Here is a 21234-nt window from a genome sequence, read left to right as displayed (position 1 = left end):
CCACCGGCGCCGTACCCGGCGACAGCCCCCACGCGCGGACCACGTGGGGGCTGTCGACGTCGCACCCGGCCGGGTGCCGGGCCTCGCCCGTACGTTTCGCGGCCCGCCGCCCGTGCGGCGTGGCGCGGCCGGATACGGGCTACGAGAGGCGGGTGGAGTCGGCCGTCTTCGCCCGGCGGCGCCCGGAACCGAGCAGCGGGACGATGTTGAGCAAGAGACCGACGATCGCCACGCCGGTGACCAGGTTGGCACCGGGCCGATAGGCGCCGAAGTCGGTGTCCCCGGCACTGGCGCCGGTGGTGACGGCGGTGACCACGGCGAGGACGAGTGCCGCGCCGACCTGGCCGGAGGTCTGCACCAGGCCGGAGGCGAGACCCTGTTCGGAGTCCTCGATGCCCTCGGTGGCCTGGGACATGATCGAACTGAAGCCGAATGCGAAGCCGCCGCCGAGGAGCAGCATGGTGGGCAGCACGGTGAAGGCGTAGTTCGGTGTGCTGCCGGCGGTGGCGAGGAACCAGGCGTAGCCCAGGCTCATCGAGGCCATCGACGCGATCAGCAGCGGCGCGGTGCCGTAGCGGTTGATCAGGCGTCCGGTGAACGGCGATCCGAAGGCCACCACGAGGCCCGCGGGCAGCAGCGCCAGCGCCATCCGCAGCGCGGACCAGCCCAGACCGTCCTGGAGGTAGAGCGTCATCATGAACTGGAAGCTCATGTACGAGCCCATCAGCGCGACGATGCTCAGGTTGGCCCGCACGACCGTGCCGATCCGCAGGATGCCGAAGCGCACCAGCGGGTGGGCGAGTCGTTTCTCGACGAACACGAAGGCGGTGAGCAGGGCTGCGGCCAGCACGATCGAGCCGAGCGTGATGGGTGCGGCCCAGCCGCGCTCGGGCGCGGAGACGACGGTGTAGACGGCGAGCAGCATGCCGCTGCTGAGGGTGGCGGCGCCGACCAGGTCGTGGCCGCCGGAGTCGGCGGGGCGGTCGCGCGGGATCAGTACGTAGCCGGCGACCAGGGCCAGGATGGCCAGCGGTACGGGGGTCAGGAAGGTCCAGCGCCAGCCGAACTCGGTGAGCAGTCCGCCCAGGATCAGGCCGGAGGAGTAGCCGCTGGCGCCGAAGACGGAGAAGACCGAGAGCGCTCGGTTGCGGGCCGGGCCCTCCGGGAACGTCGTGGTCAGGATGGACAGTGCGGTCGGCGCGGTGAAGGCCGCGGCCAGACCCTTGATGAAACGGCTGGCGATGAGCAGGCCGCCGCTGTCCACCAGGCCGCCCAGCAGCGAGGCGGCGGCGAACACCGCGAGGGCGATCAGGAACACCCGGCGGCGGCCGAGCAGGTCGGCGGTGCGACCGCCGAGCATCATCAGACCGCCGTATCCGAGCACGTACCCGTTGACGATCCACTGCAACGAGGTCGCGGACATGCCCAGTTCGTGACCGATCGAGGGCAGCGCGACACCCACCATGGACACGTCGAGGCCGTCCAGGAAGAGCACGAGGCACAACACGGCCAGGACGCCCCAGAGTCTGGGGGTCCAGTGCGGGGCGGACGTCGTCGGGTCGGATGCGGCGGACGTGGGGGCGGAGTTCTCGCGGGAGGACGGTCCCGCGTAGGTCTCGACTGTTGGGGCCATGGGGAGGAACTTATATGCGCACGCATTGAATGTCTACGCATTAAATGTGGGTGCAATAAATTTGCTTGCATGTTATGACGGGTGGCGTTACCGTGACGCGATGAAGACCGAGGAGCCGCTGATCGAGAGCTGGCGCAACCTGTTGTCGCAGTACAGCCGGGTCGCCCACGAACTCGATCGTGCCCTCCAGGCGGACCACTGCCTGACCATGAGCGACTACGAGGTCCTGGATCGGCTGATCGCCGCCGACGGCTGCAAGGCCCGCATCCACGACCTGGTCGGCGACCTGCACCTGAGCCAGAGCGCCTCCTCGCGCGCGGTCGCCCGCCTGGAGAAGTGCGGCCTGGTGGAACGCGCGATGTGCGACACCGACCGCCGCGGCGTGTTCGTCACCGCCACCGACCGCGGCCGAGCCCTGCACATCGAGGCCCGCCGAACGCAACTCGCCGTCCTGCGAAAGCACTTGACCTGACCCGGCCGCCCGGCCCCCGCATTCGCCCGCCGTACGCTCGCGCCCGCGCCGCCGACCCACGCGCGCAGGCGTCGGCCACGGCGCACCCCCGGGCGGGTCCCGGACCGGCGCGGGGCACCCCCGGCCGGCGACGGCGTGCCGATGGACGTCCGGGGTGGGGTAGCGTCGCACGCATGTCCGCAGCCCCGAAGGTCCGTCCCTACCTCCCCGCCGACGAGGACGCCGCGGTCGACGTCTGGTCCCGGGCGGGCCGCATCGCACATCCCTTCATCCCGGGCGAGGGGGAGGGCGAGCGCGAGCGGAAGATGCGCGAGATCTACCTCGTGCACGCCGACAACTGGGTCGCCGAGGTCGACGGCCGGGTGGTCGCGCTCCTCGGGCTCATCCTCGGCGAGGTCGACGGCGTGAACTGCCGTGAGATCGGCGGCCTGTTCGTGGCGCCGGAGGCACAGGGCACCGGCGTCGGCCGACTGCTCGTCGAGCACGCGGCGACGCTGCACGGCGCGCTCACGCTGGAGGTCTACGAGAAGAACACCCGGGCGCGCGACTTCTACGCCCGGGTCGGTTTCACCGAGCACAGCCGCCGCACCGACGAGGCCTACGGCGAGATCATGCTCAAACTCGTCCGCCCGGCTCCGCGAGCCTGAACCCCGGTACGCCGGCCCCGCATCGACACCGCAAGTCCGGCCCCGGCGCCGGGACTTCGACCCCGGACGGGCCCGGCCCCGGCATCGCGACCGCGAACCGTCACGGGATCCGGATCCCGGGCCCCCGAGCCGAGATCCCGCCCCCGACCCGCCCGGCCGGAGCGACGTGCGCTCCGGCCGGGCGGGTCGCATGCGGCGGTGTGCCGGGCGATTCGCGCTCTACCGGCCGTAGTCCCGACCGACGACGAGGGGCTGTCCGGCCCAGTCGACATCGGTGAGGTCCTGCCCCGCATCGATCCGACCCAGCACCGTGTACTGGTAACACGGGAACCGGATACAGACGACGGGATGACTCACGCCGTGCAGCACGGGAAACCCGGTGCGATTGGCGACCGAGAGCACCGGTCCGGTGACGGCGTAGCCGGCGTCGCCGCGATCCTCGATCACCCGCGCGGGAACGACCGTCCGCGTCCCGGTCGAGTTGTCGCCGGTGTAGACACACAGACTGGCCGCGGGACAGGCCGCGGCGTCGGCGACGTCGGCACGGGCCGCCGGGGCCGGGGCGAGCGCGCCCAGGAGCGTACCCGCTGCGGCGCCTGCGGCGATGGTGGCCAATTTACGCATCATGCGAATGCCTCACTCTCGATGGAAGAACCGGTCGACCTCGACGGGTCGACGGGTCTGCGTCGGATCCACGCCGCTTGATCGGCGGGCTCCGACGCAGGCCACGCTGCCGCATCGACAGCGGTGCGTGAAACCCCATTTACGGACAGTGGCGAGGCACGCCGTTTCGGCCGCATTACCGACCGCCGATACCCATCGCAACCCGGAATGTAATTGTTCCACTACGGACAGTAAAGCCCATGGAATCGCCTCGCCGAGGCTCCGCCGAGCCCCCGGCGGCGTCACCCGGCTGACATCTCGCGGCCCGAATCACGCGGTTCACCCACCCGCTCTCGGCCACATCCCCCTGGCCGAAACCGCCACGATCGCCGCACCACCGCATCGAGTGCGCACCGCGTACCGCAGTCGCGCGAACGGCCGTACGCTCAGCGAGAGTCCGCCTCCGCCGCGGTCGCGACGGCGGCGCGGCCGGCTTCCAGACGGGCGGCCGGCAGTCGGAACGGCGAGCAGGACAGGTAGTCCACGCCGACCTCGTGGAAGAAATGGATCGACTCCGGATCGCCCGCGTGTTCCCCGCACACCCCGATCCGCAATCCCGGCTTCGCCCGCCGGCCCTCCTGCGTGGCCAGGTCCACCAACCGCCCGACGCCGGCGCGGTCGATGGTCTCGAACGGCGAGACGCCGAGGATGCCCCGCTCCAGGTAGCCGGCCAGGAAGGACGCCTCGGCGTCGTCGCGGGACAGGCCCCACGTGGTCTGGGTCAGGTCGTTGGTGCCGAACGAGAAGAAGTCCGCGACCGGCGCGATGGTCGCGGCGGTCAGCGCGGCCCTGGGCAGTTCGATCATGGTGCCCACCGGGCAGTGCACCGGGAACCCGGCCGCCCGCCCGACCTCGGCCAGGACCCGTTCGACCTCCGCGCGCACGATGCGCAGTTCCTCGACGGTGGCCACGAGCGGGATCATGATCTCCGCCCTCGGGTCCCCGCCGGCGCGCACCCGCGCGACCACCGCCTCGCCGACGGCCCGCACCTGGGTGGCCACCAGCCCGGGAATCGTCAGCGCCAACCGCACCCCGCGCAGTCCCAGCATCGGATTCTGCTCGTGCAGACGTTCGATCGCCTCGTGCACCCGCACCGCATGCGGGTCGGGATCCTCGCCCCGGGCCCGGGCCTTGGCCAAGCGGACCGCGGACTCGGTGTGGTCGGGCAGGAATTCGTGCAGCGGCGGGTCGAGCAGCCGAATGGTCACCGGCAGGCCGTCCATCGCCGCGAGCAGTTCGGTGAAGTCCGCACGCTGGAGCGGCAACAGGGCGTCCAAGGCGAGCCGGCGGTCCGCGTCGGTGCGGGCCAGGATCAAATCCTCGACGAGCGGACGACGCGATCCCAGGAACATGTGCTCGGTACGACACAGCCCGATCCCGCGAGCGCCGAAGCGCCGGGCCCGGGCCGCGTCCGGGGCCGTGTCGGCATTCGCCAGGACCTGCAATCGCCGTACCGCGTCCGCCTGTTCCAGGAAGCGGGCGACCGCCTCGACCACGCCGGCGGAACGCACGCCGGTCTCCAGGTAGCGGGTCACCGCCGACGGCACCAGCGGCAGCGCGCCCGCGTACACGGTGCCGGCCGTACCGTCCACCGAGATCGTGTCGCCCTGTTCGAGCACTCTCCCGTCGGCGCCGGTGCAGCGTCCGCCCTCGACGTCGATGTCCAGGTCGGCCGCGCCGCACACGCAGACCTTGCCCATGCCCCGGGCCACCACCGCCGCGTGGCTGGTCTTGCCGCCCCGACCGGTCACCACGGCCTCGGCGGCGATCATCCCGGGCAGGTCGTCCGGGCTGGTCTCCGGGCGCACCAGCACGACCCGTTCGCCGCTCGCGGCCCGCCGGGTGGCCTCGGCCATGTCGAACACCGCCGCGCCGACCGCGGCACCGGGGGAGGCGGGAACCCCGTGCGCCAGCGGTGCGGCGTCCGCGTCCGCGTCGAAGCGCGGGAACGTCAGCTGGTCCAGTTGTCGGCCGTCCACCCGGGACAGCGCCTGCGGCCAGGTGATCGTGCCCTCGTCCACGAGTGCACAGGCGATCCGGAAGGCGGCCTCGGCGGTCCGTTTGCCGACCCGGGTCTGCAGGATCCACAACCGGCCGCGCTCGATGGTGAACTCGACGTCGCAGAGGTCGCGATAGTGCCCTTCGAGCAGCCGCAGCACCTCGGTCAGACTCGCGTACGAGCCCGGATCCAGCTCCTCGAGGTCCTGGAGCGGCAGCGCGTCCCGGACCCCGGAGACCACGTCCTCGCCCTGCGCGTCGGGCAGGTAGTCGCCGTACACGCCCGCCCGCCCCGTGCCGGGGTCGCGGGTGAAGGCGACGCCGGTCCCCGAGTCCGGTCCCGAGTTGCCGAACACCATCGCCTGCACGGTCACCGCCGTGCCCAGGTCGTCCGGGATGTGCTCGCGCCGGCGATAGACCCGGGCCCGCTCGCCGTTCCACGATCGAAAGACCGCCAGGACGGCGCCGGCGAGTTGTTCGCGCGGGTCCTGCGGAAACTCCTCGCCCGCCTCCTCGCGCACGATGCCCCGGAACTCCCGGACGATCTCCGTCAACTCGCCCACGCCCAGCCCGAGATCGTCGGCCACTCCCGCGCGCAGCCGATACCGGGTGAGCACCTCCTCGAAGCGCGCCGCGGGCACGCCCAGCACGGTGGCCCCGTACATCTGCACCAGTCGGCGATAGGAATCCCACGCGAAGCGCTCCCGGCCGCTCGCCGCGGCCAGGCCGAGCACCGAGGCGTCGTTGAGGCCGACGTCGAGGATCGTGTCCATCATGCCGGGCATGGAGAACCGGGCGCCGGAGCGCACCGAGACCAGCAGCGGGTCGTCGGCCCCGCCCAGTCGCCGCCCGATCGAGTGTTCCAGGCGGGCGAGGTGTTCGGTGATCTCCTCGGGCAGTCCGCTCGGCGGCGCGCCCGTGCGCAGGAAGGCCCGGCACGCGTCCGTGCCGATCGTGAATCCCGGCGGCACGGGCAGCCCCAACCGGGTCATCTCGGCGAGGTTCGCGCCTTTGCCGCCGAGCAGGTCGGCCTGATCCCGGGAACCTTCGCCGAACTCGTACACGTACGCGGTCGCCATGGGGCATCCCTTCCCGCGCGGTGGGCCCGCGACGAACGGCCCGTACCGACGCGTGCCGCCGGGCGCGACCGGCGCGGCTGCCCGTCCGGTCCGCCGAGAAGGTCCGCCGGCATCCGGGCCGGGCTCGGGACGCGCCCGTCCGCGGCCGACCCGTCGCGATCGTCACGACGTCGACACCGGCTGTCTTTCAGGGTAACGCCGTGTCGGATCGACGCCGAGCCGTCCCGTCCCGGCGGCCGTCCGGGACGATCCGCGACGGGCGGCGGGCGCCGCGCGGCGGGATTCCCGGCCCGGCCGGGGACCGTGCCGACGTCGGTCAGCCGGCGGTCAGTCGCAGCACCAGGTCGGCCCGGTCGACGACCTCGCGGACCGGGTCGGGCGCGACCTCGGCGGCGCGGGCGGCCTCGGCCAGGTCGTCGGGATCGCTCCGGGCGAGGTCGGCCACCGTACGATCGCCGAGCAGGTCGGCCAGTCGCGCGGTGCGGGAGACGCCGAGGAGGTGCCGCGCGGGCATGGCCCGGACCTCCTCCGGCCCGCCGGCGGCCAGGATCTCCCGGGTGTGGGTCGAGGCGAAGGCGTGCGCGATGGCCTGCCGGGTGACGTCGGTCCAGCCGGCGGCTCCCCGCGAGTCGGTGGGCTGCCCGCAGTAGAACCCGAATCCGCCGAACGAGGCGGTGAAGCGGCGGTTGCGCAGTTGGTCGACGCTCAACGTGCCGTCGGCGGCGGCGGTGAAGTCGGCCAGCACGACCCAGGGTTGGGTGGGGCACGGCGGGCACGGGCGGGTGCCGGTCTCCGAGATCCGGGACGAACAACCGGTGGTCTCCTGACGGGGGTCGTCCTCCCCCTCCACGTACACGTCGGGCAGGGTGTCCAGCACACCGAGCGTGAAGCCCTCGCGGACCCGGCTGTACTCGCACGCGGTGTCCTCGCAGCCGCAGCCGGCCGCCGCCACGGGCGCGGTGAGGCACTCGTCGTAGCGCACCGCGAGGTAATACGTACGCCCGGGTTCGCGGCGCCCGCGCACCGGCGCGCACCACGGGTCGGTCGGCGGCGGGCAGCCGTCGGTGCCGCCCGGCAGCGCGTCGCGCACGTCCACCCTGATCCGGTGGTCGACCACGATCTCGTCCCCGTACGGGCCCAGCACGTAGCCGGGCGAGACGTCCAGCAGCCAGGGCAACCGACCCCCGTCGCCGTAGCGCACGGTACGCACCCCCACCCCGCACACCACACCCCACCCGTGCAGCAACCGGTTGTGCCGGCGCATGCGCTCCAGCAGCCAGACACCGGTCTGGGCGAGATCCTCCGGGCCGACGAGTTGGCCGCCGAACCAGCGCGGGCGCAGCCGCCCGGCCGCGTTCCCGGCCAGGCAGTCACCGCATCCGCAGGACGAGGTGCCCCCGCCGCCTCCCCCTCCGCAGCCGCAGCCGCCCTGCCCGGCGACCGCGATGGGCCGGATCGTTTGCTCGTGCACGCTCAACGTCCCTCAGCTCCTCGATATGCGTCGTCTCGATGGCGCCCCGCGCCCCATTCCCCCGGCCGACACCCTCCGGGCGATCGCGCACGCCGGCGCCGCGCGCCCGGGTCGGCGCTCACTCGGGCGCCACCTCGAACGCGAGGTGCACGAACCCGCCGGGGTCGCCGTCGAACAGTTCGACATCGACGCTCGACCGGGCACCGAGCGCGGTGATCGGCGGCGCCGGCAGCAGGCTCTGCTGCCCCGACCAGATCGAGAACAGCGTCTGGTTGTCCAACCCCGTCCCCGGGAAGTCCGCGTCCAGCGGCAGGGCCGGCTCGTCGGCGCCCACCGCGGGCACCGCGATCGCGGCCGACGAGCGCACCTGGAGCAGGAACGCGGCAGCCGGTTCGCCCGCGACCGGGAGCCGTGCCCCCGCTGCCTCGAACACGTACGTCACCGACTCCGGATGCTCCTCGGACCGCTTCGCCGTACCGGGCCCCAGAGCCAGCCGGCGGAACCCGGCGAGCCGGTCCCCCTCGCGCACCGCCTGGAACAACCGGACCCAGCCGTCCGGTTCGGCCGTCGCGGCGTCGGCGAGCGCCCGGTCCACGGTGAGTTCGACGTGCGGGGTGCGCACGAAACGGGCCCGGTCCCGGCGCAGCGGCCCGTCGGCGCCCAGACGCGATCCGCCATGCGGCCACACCCGCACCAGTCGCGGCGCGACCGCGGCCTTCGCGGTCGGCGGGGGCGGCGGCGTGAACACGTGCAACTCGCCGCCCTGCGTGCCGTTTCCGGACGGGAACGGCGGCACCGCCGGGAGCGGGGCCCGGTCCACCAGGGCGGCCAGGCCGGTGTCCTTGGCGTTGCCGGGGACCAGCGCCCACAGCGCGTCGCGGTCGGCCGCGGTGAGCGCGGTGCCCACCAGGTCCGGGTCCAGGGCCAGACCGTCCGGGTCCTGCGCCTTCGGCGGCCCGGCGACGGGCACCCGGGCGCCGACCACGAACACGGTCGAGGTGAGCAGGCCGTTCCCCTCCACCTCGACCGCGTACGCCACCCCCTCGCCACCGGACGGCACGGTGACCCGGGTGAGGGCGCCGCCGGTACGGGTCAACCGCAGCCGCCGCACGCCGGTGTGGTCGAGCTGCCACAGGCCCAGCCACGGATTCGGCGCGTCGAACGCCGCGTCGGCGAGCGGCCGGTCGAAGGCGATCTCCAGGCGCTTGTCGGCCACGAACGCCCGCCACGTGGCAGCCGTCGCGGCGGCGCCGACCTGCGGCCACAGTGCGGTGATCCGGGGCGGGAGGGTGGGCCCGGCGCAGCACCGGTCCACCCGCTCGGCCAGGCACATCAGCAGGTCGAACAACACCCGGTTGGAGTACACGACCGGCCGCGCGGTCACCGCGTCCAGGTCCGGCGCGCGTTCCGGCTCGTAGGTCACGGTCGCCAGGACCAGACAGTCGTCCTCGCACCCGCATTCGTGCTCGACCGTGTCGGCGACCGACTCGCGTCGATCGAAGTCCGCGCCGTGCCGGGCGGGGAAGATCGCCGCGCACTGCTCCTCGGTCAGCCCGACCGGATCCGGCTCCCCCGCGGTGATCCGGATCCGGAAGCGCTCCAGGGTGAGCGAGGGCACGCACTCCTCGCGCACCTCGCAGTCCACCACCGGCATCCGGACGAACTCGGTCCCGCATTCGTGCCGGCACAGCCGCACCGCGACGATGCCGTCCCGGACCGGTTCGCCGTGCGGTGCGCCGGCGCAGTCGGTGGGTTGGTACGGCTCGTCGATGCGCACCGGGCGGTCCACCACGACCAGCCGGCCGTGCCCATCCACCGCGACGCCGGGGAAGACGGTCAACGCGCCGTCGTCGTGCAACTCCGCGTCCAGCCCGCACAACACGCCGGGGCCCAGGCCCAGCCGGGCCGACGTGGCGGCGATCCGTCGGTGGTAGTCCTGTTCGAGCTTCCAGTGCCGGACGTCCATCAGCTTGCCCGGGTGGAAGCGGTTGCGTACCGGCGGCGCGGGCGCCGCGTCCGCGCCCCCGTCGCAGCCGCATCCCGTGTCCGCCGCGTGGTCCTGACGGTGCTGACTCACTTGTGCTCAACCCCTCGGAGATGGTCCGGTGGTCGACCCGCGACCGCCTGGTGTGGGAAGCGTCGTGTCGAGGCGTGCCCCGAGCGGACCGCCGACGTGCGCCGCGGCCGGTCCGGGCAACCGGATCCCGGTGCCGAGCGCGGTGCCGGCGCCCGCGGCCCGGGCCGGCGGCGAGCCGGCGACCCGGGTGTCGATGCCGACCAACCCCGGGATGGCGCCGGGCCGTTCGACCCGCACCCGGGCGAACACGTGGGCCGGGCGCTCCCGTTCGACCACATGGGCGATCTCGGGCAGCGCGTCGGCGTGCTCCGGCGGGACGTGCACGCACACCCGGTGGGCGAACGCTGCGTACAGCGGCAGTCCGCGCTCCTGCGCCGAAACCAGGTGGGCGCCGTCGAGCACGGCGGTGGCGTCCAGGACCGGCGGGCCCGGATCCGCGACGTGCACCGCGGTGTCCCGGCCGAGTCCGCCGCTGCCCAACCGCCAGATCCCGGCCTCGAGCAACGGTTCGGACAGCCGCACGCGGACGCCGGTCTCCCGGGCGACCGCCGCGATCAGCCCGGCGGGTGTGCCGCGGCGGCCGTGCGCGGCGTACGCCCCGGCGACGTCCGCACGGCGCGTGGCCGGATCGGCGGAGCGGGACGGCGCGGCGTCCACCCAGCCGGCGAGCCGCTCCAGCCACGGGTCGTCCGGGCGGTCCGGGGCCGAGCCCGGGTCGAGCGAGGCGGGCAGTTCCTCCAACGCGCGCACCGACGCCTCGTGTGCGCCGGCCAGCAGGCCCAGCAGCCGGCCCAGCGTGCCCGAACCGTCGTCGTCGCCGGTGTACGCGGCGGGCAGCGCGTCCAGCAGACCCCGACCCACGTGTTCGACGCGCACGTCGTCCACGCGTGGTGTACCGCTCCCGTCGCCGAGCAGTTCGACCGCGATCCACAACCGGGCCCCGGGCGCGGCCGGAGCGCTCAGCACGCGCACGTCGAGGCCGTCGAGCGGGCCGGCCCGCCAGCGGCCCGGGGCGGTCGGCACGGGCGCGTCGTCCGCGTCGGCGCTCGCCGCATCGGGCGGCTCGGGTGGCTCGGGCGGGCCGCCGGTCGGTGCGCGCATCGTCCACAGCCGTACGTGCGTGCCGGGCGGCGCGGGCTCCGCGAGCAACACCCGGACCCGATCCCAGTGTTCGATGCCGGGCGGCTCGATCGGCGCGGGCAGCACGACGATGCCGCGGGTACCGGTGCGCCGGGCACCCAGGCGGGCGATCCCGCCCGGGCCCGCCACGAACACGCGCCCGCATCGGTCGACGGCGATCCCGGCGAGGTCGCCGACGGCCAGGACCCGGGCCGGTGAGCCGTCGTCCGGAACCAGGACGAGCCCCGGTCCCGGCCGCTGCCCGGCGCCGCCGACCACGAGCACCCCTTCGGGCCCCCGGATTGCCGCCGACCCGCCGATCCGCTCGCGGGCCGCGCGCAGCGCCGGGTCCTCGGCGGGCGGCGGATCGGTCCACGGGGCGAGGTACTCGCCGGTGTCGGCACGCACGACCATGCCCCGCGCTCGCCCCGCCCGGACCGGCCGCCCGTCCCCGGGCTCGTCCCCCACCACCAGCAGCCGGCCGCCGTCGAGCAGCCACAGCCCACGCGGCCTGCGCAGCGCCGCGGGGTCGCCGGTCGCCACGTCCAGGCAACCCAGTACGCACACCGTGTGATCGCAGCCGTCCACCCGCAGCACCCGGCCGTGCCCCGGATCGGCGACCAGGACCGTGCCGTCGCCCGAGACGACCAGTCCCAGCGGCCCGCCGGCGGGATCGAGGTCGGCGACGGCGAGCGGTTCGAGGGCCGCCGTGCCCGGACCCAGCACCACCCGCTCGCCGTCCGCGCGCACCCCCTCGAAGCGGGCTCCTGGCCAGCGCCCCAGCGCATTGACCCAGCGGTAGCCGGTCGCGCCGCTCACGACCCCTCCACCCCCATCCACGCGATGTGCCAGCCCAGTTCGGTGCGCACCAGGTTCGGCGTCTCCGGATCCGCGAGCACCTGCGCCGGATTCAGCGGCAACGTCGTGGTGCCGCCGGCGGCACCGCCGATCCGCCCGGCGGGCAGCGGCACCACCACGGTCAGCCGTCCCGGTTCCGCGCCGTCCACGTACGGCGTCCCGTCGAGCACACACGCCTGGCCCCCGGGTGCGGCGGACCCGCTCAACTCCCGGTCGCCGTCGAGCCGGACCGTGTAGGCGGGCGTGTCCTCGAAGCCCGCCGCGCCGGTGTCCACCACGGTGCGCAGCCCGATCACCACGCCCGAGGCCGGGTCCTGGACGGCCGACCACACGGTGCCGAACGCACTCGTCGCGCCGCCGGCCACGTACGGCGTCGGGAGCACCGCCAGGATCCGGCGCCCGGCCGAGTCCGGCGGCGCGGTCAGCGCGCAGCCGCGCACGGCCACCGTCGCAAGCAACACGTCCAGCCCTTCGCGCAGTTCGGCCGGGGTACGCCAGCCGACCGTCGGCCCGTCGGCGAACCGCACCGCCCCGACCACGCCGCAGGCCCCGGCCCGGGTGCGCACGTCCGCCTCGTCGTCCTCGGTCCAGCGCAGCGTCAGGCAGAACGGCACGTCGCCGCCGTCCGGCCCGGCGGCCACCGCCGGCACGTCCAACTCGGCGCCGTCCGGCAGGATCAGGTCGCGCCCGAACGCGTCCAGCGCGTAGCCCGCACCGATCCCGACGCGCTTGGCGCCGCGGGCACCGGTGACCTCCAGGCCGAGCGCCACGCCCCACCCGTGCAGGACCCGGTTGTGCAGCCAGCGCCGCGAACGCTCCACCGTGACCGTGTCGTTCAGGTCGGCGGCGGAAAGCACCTGACCGCCGAAGAAGCTCGGTCGATACGTCGGCGGCAACGCCGCCCCACTCGTGGTCGGGCCGCTCATCCGGACTCCCCCCTCACTCGCCGACCCGGCCGAACACCGACCGCGCCACCGGCCACACCAACGGCGTCGAGCCCGGCACGGCCTTCGGCCACCGCCCCGCTCGCAGTCGGGCCGCTCATCCGGGCTCTCCTCTCTCTCGCCGACCCGGCCCGACACCGGGCGAATCGGCGGCCGTGGCAACGGGGCCGGGTGTGGGCGCGTCTCGGCCTTCGGATGAGGCCGCGGCCTGCAGGTCGCGCGGCACGTGGATCACCGGTCGTGTGCACGGCACCGGGCACGGTGGGTCGGCCGGCCCGGACAGCGCCGGCACCGGTCGCGCGCCCAGCACTGCCGTCCAGGCGAGCGCCATCGGCACGGCCGACACCCTCGGCTGCTCGTCGACGTCGCCGGACTCGGGCAGCGGGTGCCGCACGGTGATCCGGAACCCGGCCGGGTCGACCTCCGCGACCTGCACGGTGGTGCCGGCGGTCCCGGCCGGCGGCGGCCCCTCGGCGCCCACGAAGACCTGCGGCACGTCAGCGAACGCACGCACGAAGTCGACCCGCGCCGACCACCGCACACGCGAACCCTCCGCGGCGACGGCACCCCGGGCCAGCCGACCCGCGAGCAGCACGGTCGGGCCGGGCCGGCGCGCGCTGCGCCGGGCCCCGTCGCCGACGTCCAGCCCGCGCACGTCGGTCCGGTAGACCGCGAGCGGCACATCACCCGGCCCGGCGAGCTCGCCGGCCGCCAGCAGACGCGGTCGGCCACGCGGCCCGCCGCACTCGCGGCGCAGCACCACCGACAGCGAGCCGGTGGCGGCGTCCGGCACCGCGAGCACGTCGTCGCCGCCGAGCACGATCAGGTCGCCGTCGCGGGTGAGGGCCACCCCCGGTTCGACCAGGAGGCGCCCGCCGCCGAGCGTCCACACCGCAAGGCCCACCGCCACGCCCCACGTGCGATGCGCGGCGCGGGTGTGCCGGGCCGACTGCCCGGCCTCGTTCGCGGTGAGGTCGCGCAGATCGGCCGCGGCCAACCGCACGCCGGCTTCCTCCACCACCCGGTCGGGGATCGCGGTCATCGGGGTGCCTCCGCTCGGACACCGGCTTCCGAACCACCCGGCCCCGACCACGAGGCCGCGGTCACGCCCACCGCGCAGCCCCTCGCCGAACCGCACGCACGACATGCCCTCCCGGCGACGCTCACCGCGCAGCCCCCGCCCGAACCGCACGCACGACATGCCCTCCCGGCGACGCTCACCGCGCAGCCCCCGCCCGAACCACACGCACCACATGCCCTCCCGGCGACGCTCACCGCGCAGCCCCCGCCCGAACCGCGCGCACGACGTGCTCGCCCGGCACCACCAGTGCCGTCGGCGGCACGCACAGACCGCCGCAGCCCGCCGGGCCGCCGTCGGCCCGCAGCGCGAGCGCGGTGACGTGGTCCACGCCGGCGGCCTCGTCCACCACGCGCAGCACCTCGCTGCGGTGCACGTCACGGCCGAACGGCCAACCGGTGCCGCGTGGTCCGCCGGTGATCGGATGCAGGAACGTCTCCAGCGCGGCCCGTACCGCCGCGGCCGTCACGCTCGGGTCGGCGCCCGGGAGCAGCGCCACGGTCACCTCGGCCGCGACCACGACGTAGCGCGGCCCGGTGACGAACAGCCGGGTGCCGGTCGTACGCAGCCCGGCCAGGTGCCGGCGCACCGCGCGCAGCAGGCCCGCGGTGGGCTCGGGTCGGCCCCGCGGGAGCGACGGCACCACGACCACGCTCACACAGCCCGCGGCGACCAGGCCCGGCAGTCGCGGGTCGGTGTCGGCGAATGCGCGGACCCGGGCGATCCGGGTGCCGGGGGTGGCCAGGGCGCAGCGCTCGACACCGGCCAGGGTCACCGCGCGTTCGGGCGCGGCGAGCCGGAGCACCGCCGCGCGGGGCAGTTCGTCGAGGGAGTGTGCGTCGGCCGCGGCGAGGGCGTCCACGAGGCGTTCGTGCGCCCACAACCCGCGTTCGGCCCGGGCCGCGGCGGCGGCCGTGTCCTCGGCGTCGGTGCCGCCCGTCGCCGGGCCGACCAGGGTGACGGTGAGCGCGCCGGGGGCGGGTGGCCCGGCCGGCAGCACGCGGGTGCGCGCGTCGGGCGCTACCCGCACGGGTGCGGGTGGGGCCAGGGCCGCGCCGCGGGCTCCGGAGGTGGTGCGGTAGGCGGCGAGCACGGTGCGACCCGACTCGGGCACCCGGCCGGCACGGCCGTCGCCGAAGGTGAGCGTGCCGGTCGCGGCGTCGAGCACGGCATGCAGGTCGGTACGGCCGGCGGCGTCCAGGTCCGGGACGAGCCGGACCGGTTCGACGCCGCCCGCCGGATCGGCCAGCCACACCCGGTGCGGGCCGGGCGTCGGGCCGTCCGGCGCGATCGCGCCGCCGGGCAGGGTGAAGGTCTGCTCCGGGGCGCCGTCGCCGACGCCTGCCGCGACGAGTTCGGCCACCAGCCGTCCGTGCGCGGCCGGGGTGGGTGCGATCCAGCGCAGGATGCGCACCACCGGCGCCGCCGGGTCGTCGGTGCGCAGGGTCCGCACCACGCGCGCGCCGTCCACGGTGATCGCCAGCGCCATCCGGGCGCCCTCGACCGGGGTCGCCGCACCGGCCGGCACGGCCGTCGAGGCGACCTCGTAGGCGCCGACGGCCGCCGTGGCCTGGACCGCCTCGACCGCGTCGGCCAGCACCCGGCGCACCCGCGGCGGCGCGTCGTGCCGGCCCCGGTCGAGCCGGCAGCGCAGCCACGCCCGGGTCCCGGCCGCGCCGAGCGGCTCGACCGGCAGCGCCGCCGGCCCGATCCGCAGTCGCACCGCGGCGGATCGGGTCAATGCCCCGGTCCGGTCCACGACGTCGGCGAGCGGCTGCCAGGCACCGCCCGCGCGGGCCTCCCAGACGGTGCGTGCGTCGTGGTGCGGCCCCGTGTCGGCGGCCTCGCCCGGGTCCGGTCCGCCGGTGGTGGCGGTGTCGGCGTCCAGGTACAGCGCGAGCACGGTGCCCGCGGGCAGCGCCCGATCCAGGCCCAGGACCAGCGCGGCGCCCGCCCGCGGGTCGGGGCCGAGCGCGTCCACCGCGGTGCCGGCGAGCAGCGTGGGGGTGTGATCGGTCCAGCCCAGGGTGTGGCCGAACCGTTCGGCTGTGCCGTCGTCGGTGCCCGCCGCGACCACCGACGCGCCGGTCAGCGGCACCGCCTCCGACGTCTCCAGGCCGATCGGGGCGTCTGCTCCGTGCGCGACGAAGCCCAGCCGGGCGGGCAGTTCGGGCGGCGCGCCCGGGCCGGTCCGGACCGCGAGCACCACCCGCGCCGCGCTCGGCGGGGCGGGGTGCACGCCGAGCAGGGCGAGCAGTTTGCGCCGGTGCCGGTCGGTGACCCGCGAGGCCCGGTAGACGTCGGTGTCCACGAGCCACGCCAGCATCTCGAGCACCGCGATGCCGGGATCGGAGTGATTGTGGTCGGTCCACTGCGGGCTCTCCAGCGGCAACAACGCCCGCGCCTCGGCGACCAGATCCGGCCAGCGTCGAGTGTCCAGGCTCGGAGGGAACAGGGGCATGGTTCACAACTCCCTTCGGGGTGATCCCGGCGACCGGGACGACCCCGATTCCGCCGCGCCGGCGAGCCGCACCACGAGCGGGCCCGCGCACACCACCGCGTCCGCGGCCACCGGCACCGCGTCGCCGGCCGGCACCCCGTCCACGGTCAGGTCGAGCGCGGTCACCACGTCCACCCCGGGCACCGCCTCCAGCCGCCGGGCCAGATCGGACAGGTACACACCGCGGCCGAACGGCCAACCGGTCCCGTGCGGGCCGCCGTCGAGCGGATGCAGGAAGCGGCCCAGATCGGCGAGCACCGCGCCGCGTACCCGCCCGGCGTCGCCGGCCCGGGTCGGTCGCACGGTGGCGGCGACCCCGACCGGGAAGTAGCGCGCGCCCTCGACCACCAGCCGGGCCGCCGCCGGCATCCGCGCGCGGACCGCGTCGCGCACCCGGCGCAGCAGTTCGCCGCCGGCCTGCGGCCGGTCACTGCCGTCCCGCGGCACCACGACCAACCGGACCACGCCCGGCAGTACGCGCCCGTGCCGGTCGCGCGCACCCAGCGCGCGGGCCGCCGCGATCGCCGGGACGGTCTCCCGGGCCAGCGCGGCCACGTCGGCCTCGGTCAGCGCCAGCCGGCGGTGCCGCAGCAGCGTGGGGCCGCGGCGCAGCACGTCCGGAAAGCGCTCGGCGTCGGTGCCGCCGCTCGCGCCGCGCGGGTTGCTCACCCCGCCCACGGCCACCGCGCCGACCGCCTGGGTGATCGCCCCGGCGGGCACGTTGCCGGCCGCGCCGCCGCCGGAGCGGTACACCCGCAACCGCACGTTGTCCGGGCCCACCGCGGGCACCCGCCCGTGTCCGTTCCCGCCGAACACCACCCGTCCGCTCGCGTGGTCGCACACGTAGACCCGGTCGGCCGGGCCGGCCAGGCCCAGCGAGGTCACTTCGTCCCAGCGCACCCACACCTCGGTGACCCGGCCGGTGCGCGGATCGGCCACGGTGCGCAGCGCCGCGTCCGCCCGCTCGGCCAACTCCCGTCGCAGCAGGGGCAGGTCGACCGACGCGCGGTCGCCGTCGAGTTCGCGCACCTCCAGCACGGCGCCCTCCAGCACCGGCGTGCGCAGCGCCCGGAAGACCTGGCCGGCGCTGCCGTCGGCGGAGCCGAGCAGTTCGTCGGTGATCGTCTCCACCTGCCGCACCCGTGCCGCGTTGGGCACCAGTGCGTTCAGAGTCGGCCGCGGGGGGTCGGCCTCGGCCGGGAAGCGGGCCCGGATCCAGGTGCGCGGTGTGCCGAACCGGGCGGGTGGCGCGTCGCGCAGTTCACCGCCGGCGTAGGCGCGGGAGAGCCGGTCGCGCACGGTGAGCCTCTCGCCGTCGGCGGCGGCCACGATCACCGCTTCACCGCCGCGCAGGTCGGTGAGCAACAGCCGGTCGCCGGGCGCGAATCGCGCGGCGGCACCGCGGCCGAGCAGGGTGACCGTGCGGTCGGCGGCGCCGGTGACCGGCGCCCCGGGCGGGCCGCCCGCCCCGGGCCAGATCAGGCCGATCACGCCGGCGCGGGTCAAGCCCTCGGTGCCGTCGTCGGTGGCCAGCGCGACCCAGCCGGTGCCGTCGTGGCCCTCCCAGACGGGCCGCGCCGGTACCGCGTCGGGGTCCTCGTCGGCGGGCTCGACGTACAGGCCCAGGCGGTCGGCGGGCAGTTCGCCGTCGAAACCCAGGTACAGCGTCGGGGCGGTCTCGGCCATCGGCCGGAATGGGGTCGCGCCGGTTCCCGGGAAGGCGAGGGCGGCGGTCAGGTCGGCCCACGCGTGGTCGTCGAGTGCGAGGGTGTGCCGCGGGTCCTCCGGCCCGGCGACGTGGCGGTAGAACACCTCGAACCGGTCCAGCACCGGCGGCCGGGGTTCCACCACGGGCAGGAAGTTGAGCACGCCGGACTTGTCGGTCCAGCTCACCTGGCGCAGGAACGAGAAGCTGCCGCGTTCCAGGCGGGCCCGCAACCAGCGGCGTTCGTCGCCGGTGACCGACGCCGGCGCCCAGTCGTCCGGCACGGTGAAGTGCAGGGCTCCCGAGCGTTGCAGGGCCAGGACGGCGGGGGCGCCGGCCGCGCCGATCGCCCGCCAGCGGGTGCCGTCGAAGTACTCCCAGGTCACCTCCGGGGCGGTGAGCTGGTTCGGGGTCTGCGCCCCGGCCACGGCCTTGAGCAGGTCCTCCGGGGCCAGGTTCTCCAGCGCCCCGGCGATCGCGCGGGCCTTCGCCACCTGGGTGTCCACCGCGGCCTTGGCCGCGTCGATGCGCGCGGTGACGTCGGTGACGAACACCTGCGGGTCGGCGTCGAGGAAGGACGGCAGCGGAGTGTCCGCCAGGTAGGGGGTGGGCGTGGCCAGGACGGTGCCCAGTGCGGAGGCGAGCGCGCCGTGCGCGGCGACCACCTGCGCGTCGGTGCCGCCCGCGAGAGCCTGGGCCAGCGCGGCCCGGGGCGCGGTCAACGTGCCCGCGCCGGCCGAGAGTTGCCCGGCCACGTCGGCGGTGGCCAGCAGCAGTGCGGCGCTCGCGCGCGGGGCGCCGCCGAGTGCGGCCAGCGCGGCGGCCAGGTCGGCGGCCGGATCGGCGGCGGTCTGCGCGGACTTGACGTGGTCGCGGGCGGAGCCGACGTCGGTGAACAGGCCCGGTTCGGCCTGCGCGGCGCCGCGCAACGAGGTCAGTGCGTCCCGCAGATGCGCCTTGACCTGGGTGTACCACGTGGTGGGGTCCTCGCCGGACAGCGGCGAGACCACCGCTCGTCCCAGGTCTCCGCTGACCGCGGTCAGTGCGGCCAGCCTGGTCGCCACGGTGCGGATGTCGGCGACCGTCTTGTCCCGGAACTCCTTGGCGTTCTGCACCCCCCCGGTCAGTTCGCCGGTGCGCTGGTCGGCTTCCTCCGCCGCGGTGCGCGGCCGGCCGACCACCACGGTCACCCGGGCACCGGGCTTGGCGAACGCGGCATCGCAGGCCACGTGGAAGGTGCTGCCGCGGACCGGAGCCGGGCCCAGCGGGGTGAACGCCCGGGTGAGGTCCACCGCTTGGGCGTCGGCGACCGCCTTGTCCGGCACCAGGCCGGTCCGCAGGGTCAGGTCCAGGTGCGCGGGTGCGTCCAGGGCCGACGGCGCGGTCAGGTCGTCGGGGTCGTCCAGCGGGAAGTAGTCCACGCCCGGCTGCGGGGCGCCCGTGCCCGCGGTGAAGGTGTCGGCGGCGGTGGGCGGCACGGTGACGCCGAACCGTACGGTGTGGCCCAGGTGTTCGGCCGCGAGCGCGATCGGGGTGCCGGGCTTCGCGGCCTGGTTCTCCTTGCCGCCGGCGGTGGTGTCCACGACGTGCACGGTGGCTGCGGCCGGCGCGGTCGTACCGTGCGCGGCGTGCAGGGTGAGGGTCGTGTCCGTGCCGGTCGGCGGGCCCGCGAACAGGGCCAGCCGGGCATGCGTGCCGACCACCGCCAGCCGCAGGTGCGCCACTTCGGGCACCACGAAGTCCGGTCGGCCGCCGAGTTCCGAGTCCAGCCGGGCGCGCAGCCAGTACGACTCGATGCCCGAGACGGTGGTGGCCACCGCCGTCGCACAGGGCGCGACCAGCCGCACGGTGCCGGAGCGGGTCAGTCCCGCGGTCCCGTCCCGGGAGGTGTCGTCGCCGTCGCCCCAGGGTGCGAACGGCCGCCAGGCCGCGCCGTCCCACCACGTCCAGGTGATCTGCAGCGGAGCCGACGCGGACCGGCGCAGGGCCACGGTGACCCGCACGTCGGCCCGCCCGGCGAACGCCAGGAGCGTGTCGTGTGCGAGGTACAACTCCCGTACCGCGGGCCGCAGTCCGGTGAACAGCGTGACCGGTCGGCGGGCCGGCACGTCGGCCGAGTGGTCGGCGGCGGCGTCCGCGCCCGGGTCCAGACTCCACACCTCCACCAGCGGCGCGCCCGCCGGCGCCACCGTCTCGCGGGTCTCGAAGATCAACGGCGCGTCCTGCCCGGGCACGGTGGCGCCGAGCCGCGTTCCGGCACTCACCCGCGCCCCGCCGATCCCGGGCAGCGCCTGGAGCAGCACCGTGCCGACCGCACCCTGGGCGGGCAGCAGCGACACGCCCACCATGTCCAGGAGCGCGGCCAGTTGCCGATCGGGCAGCGCGGCCAGCCGCTCCTCCAACGCGGCCAGCAACGCGCCGAGTCCGTGCGCCACGCCCAGCGACGCTCCGCCCGGGGTGGGATGCCAGTCGGGCACCCAGCCCGTGCGGGCGGCCAGCAGCGCGGCGACCACCTCGGCCCGACTGCGCGGCGCGCTCACGTGGCCGCTCCCTCGTGCAGGTGGAACGGGTAGACGAGGTTGTAGAAGGTGTTGGTGGCCCGGATCCGGTAGTCGATGCGCACGTCGAGCCGACCCGCCGCACGATCGGCCACCGACACGTCCACGGCCAGCACGTCGATCCGCGGCTCCCACGCGGTCAAGCCCTGTTCCACCCGCAGCCGCACCAGCGCGGCGGTGGCCGCGGTGACCGGCTCGAACAACATGTCCTCCAGTCCCGCACCGAAGTCCGGGCGCATCACCCGCTCACCGCGCCGCGTGCCCAGGATCAGCAGTACGGACTGCCGGACCTTCTCCGGCCCGGCCGCCTGCGCCGCCTCGCCGAGGGGGTCGAGCCGGGCCGGCGCGGCCCAGCCGCGACCGAGCACGGCGGCATCGTCGGGGGTGCGCCGCACGGGGTCGGGATCGAGCGGCGCATTCGGTTCGGCCACC

At 75.5% G+C, this 21234-nt stretch carries 13 protein-coding genes; 2 read left to right on the top strand and 11 right to left on the bottom strand.

The features are described 5' to 3' along the window. Window positions 1-139 precede the first annotated feature (139 nt). A complete protein-coding gene (locus tag ACFZBU_RS17455; RefSeq protein ID WP_391584461.1) occupies window positions 140-1633 on the bottom strand; it encodes an MFS transporter in 1494 nt (497 codons plus the stop codon). A 100-nt stretch (window positions 1634-1733) separates the two neighbouring features. Here ACFZBU_RS17455 and ACFZBU_RS17450 point away from each other — a divergent pair, with 100 nt between their 5' ends. Both ACFZBU_RS17450 and ACFZBU_RS17445 read left to right on the top strand, forming a co-directional pair. After that, window positions 1734-2105, top strand: coding sequence for a MarR family winged helix-turn-helix transcriptional regulator (locus ACFZBU_RS17450; protein WP_391584460.1), 372 nt, complete (start codon window positions 1734-1736; stop codon window positions 2103-2105). Between the two features lie 173 nt (window positions 2106-2278). Beyond that, window positions 2279-2752 (top strand): GNAT family N-acetyltransferase, encoded by a 474-nt coding sequence (locus ACFZBU_RS17445; protein WP_391584459.1) that lies wholly within the window; start codon window positions 2279-2281, stop codon window positions 2750-2752. A gap of 219 nt (window positions 2753-2971) precedes the next feature. On the opposite strand, the gene ACFZBU_RS17440 is transcribed toward ACFZBU_RS17445, so the two are convergent. The 10 genes from ACFZBU_RS17440 to ACFZBU_RS17395 form a co-directional block, all read right to left on the bottom strand. Further along, window positions 2972-3379, bottom strand: coding sequence for a peptidase inhibitor family I36 protein (locus ACFZBU_RS17440; protein ID WP_391584458.1), 408 nt, complete (start codon window positions 3377-3379; stop codon window positions 2972-2974). A 422-nt stretch (window positions 3380-3801) separates the two neighbouring features. Beyond that, window positions 3802-6492, bottom strand: coding sequence for a pyruvate, phosphate dikinase (ppdK, locus tag ACFZBU_RS17435; protein ID WP_391584457.1), 2691 nt, complete (start codon window positions 6490-6492; stop codon window positions 3802-3804). A gap of 316 nt (window positions 6493-6808) precedes the next feature. Then, window positions 6809-7963 carry a hypothetical protein gene (locus tag ACFZBU_RS17430; RefSeq protein ID WP_391584456.1) on the bottom strand — a complete coding sequence of 385 codons (1155 nt, stop codon included), beginning with the start codon at window positions 7961-7963 and terminating at the stop codon, window positions 6809-6811. A 118-nt stretch (window positions 7964-8081) separates the two neighbouring features. Next, window positions 8082-10040, bottom strand: a complete 1959-nt coding sequence (locus ACFZBU_RS17425; RefSeq protein WP_391584455.1) for a hypothetical protein — start codon at window positions 10038-10040, stop codon at window positions 8082-8084. 6 nt (window positions 10041-10046) lie between these two features. Next, window positions 10047-11978: a hypothetical protein gene (locus ACFZBU_RS17420; protein ID WP_391584454.1), complete on the bottom strand. Its 1932-nt coding sequence runs from the start codon at window positions 11976-11978 to the stop codon at window positions 10047-10049. Next, complete coding sequence (locus tag ACFZBU_RS17415) at window positions 11975-12943, bottom strand: hypothetical protein (protein WP_391584453.1); 969 nt, start codon at window positions 12941-12943, stop codon at window positions 11975-11977. Before ACFZBU_RS17415 ends, ACFZBU_RS17420 begins: the two co-directional genes overlap by 4 nt. A 115-nt stretch (window positions 12944-13058) precedes the next feature. Further along, the gene (locus ACFZBU_RS17410; protein WP_391584452.1) at window positions 13059-14003 is read right to left on the bottom strand and encodes a hypothetical protein; all 945 of its coding nucleotides are present in this window, start codon (window positions 14001-14003) and stop codon (window positions 13059-13061) included. A 229-nt stretch (window positions 14004-14232) separates the two neighbouring features. Beyond that, complete coding sequence (locus ACFZBU_RS17405) at window positions 14233-16500, bottom strand: hypothetical protein (RefSeq protein ID WP_391584451.1); 2268 nt, start codon at window positions 16498-16500, stop codon at window positions 14233-14235. Between the two features lie 3 nt (window positions 16501-16503). Beyond that, entirely contained in the window at window positions 16504-20784 is a 4281-nt protein-coding gene (locus ACFZBU_RS17400; protein ID WP_391584450.1) for a hypothetical protein, read from the bottom strand. Further along, window positions 20781-21233, bottom strand: a complete 453-nt coding sequence (locus ACFZBU_RS17395) for a GPW/gp25 family protein (protein WP_391584449.1) — start codon at window positions 21231-21233, stop codon at window positions 20781-20783. Before ACFZBU_RS17395 ends, ACFZBU_RS17400 begins: the two co-directional genes overlap by 4 nt. Between the last annotated feature and the right edge of the window lies 1 nt (window position 21234).

This window comes from Embleya sp. NPDC008237, assembly GCF_042956465.1.
Taxonomy (GTDB): domain Bacteria; phylum Actinomycetota; class Actinomycetes; order Streptomycetales; family Streptomycetaceae; genus Embleya.
Note: the sequence above shows the minus strand (reverse complement) of the source record. Positions and strands in the feature narration are given on the sequence as shown.

Bases quoted from the DNA above. Each gene is read 5' to 3' on its own strand.
- ACFZBU_RS17455 (WP_391584461.1), bottom strand. From the start codon at position 1,633: ATGGCCCCAACAGTCGAGACCTACGCGGGACCGTCCTCCCGCGAGAAC.
- ACFZBU_RS17410 (WP_391584452.1), bottom strand. From the start codon at position 14,003: ATGACCGCGATCCCCGACCGGGTGGTGGAGGAAGCCGGCGTGCGGTTG.
- ACFZBU_RS17450 (WP_391584460.1), top strand. From the start codon at position 1,734: ATGAAGACCGAGGAGCCGCTGATCGAGAGCTGGCGCAACCTGTTGTCG.
- ACFZBU_RS17445 (WP_391584459.1), top strand. From the start codon at position 2,279: ATGTCCGCAGCCCCGAAGGTCCGTCCCTACCTCCCCGCCGACGAGGAC.
- ACFZBU_RS17405 (WP_391584451.1), bottom strand. From the start codon at position 16,500: ATGCCCCTGTTCCCTCCGAGCCTGGACACTCGACGCTGGCCGGATCTG.
- ppdK (WP_391584457.1), bottom strand. From the start codon at position 6,492: ATGGCGACCGCGTACGTGTACGAGTTCGGCGAAGGTTCCCGGGATCAG.
- ACFZBU_RS17440 (WP_391584458.1), bottom strand. From the start codon at position 3,379: ATGATGCGTAAATTGGCCACCATCGCCGCAGGCGCCGCAGCGGGTACG.
- ACFZBU_RS17415 (WP_391584453.1), bottom strand. From the start codon at position 12,943: ATGAGCGGCCCGACCACGAGTGGGGCGGCGTTGCCGCCGACGTATCGA.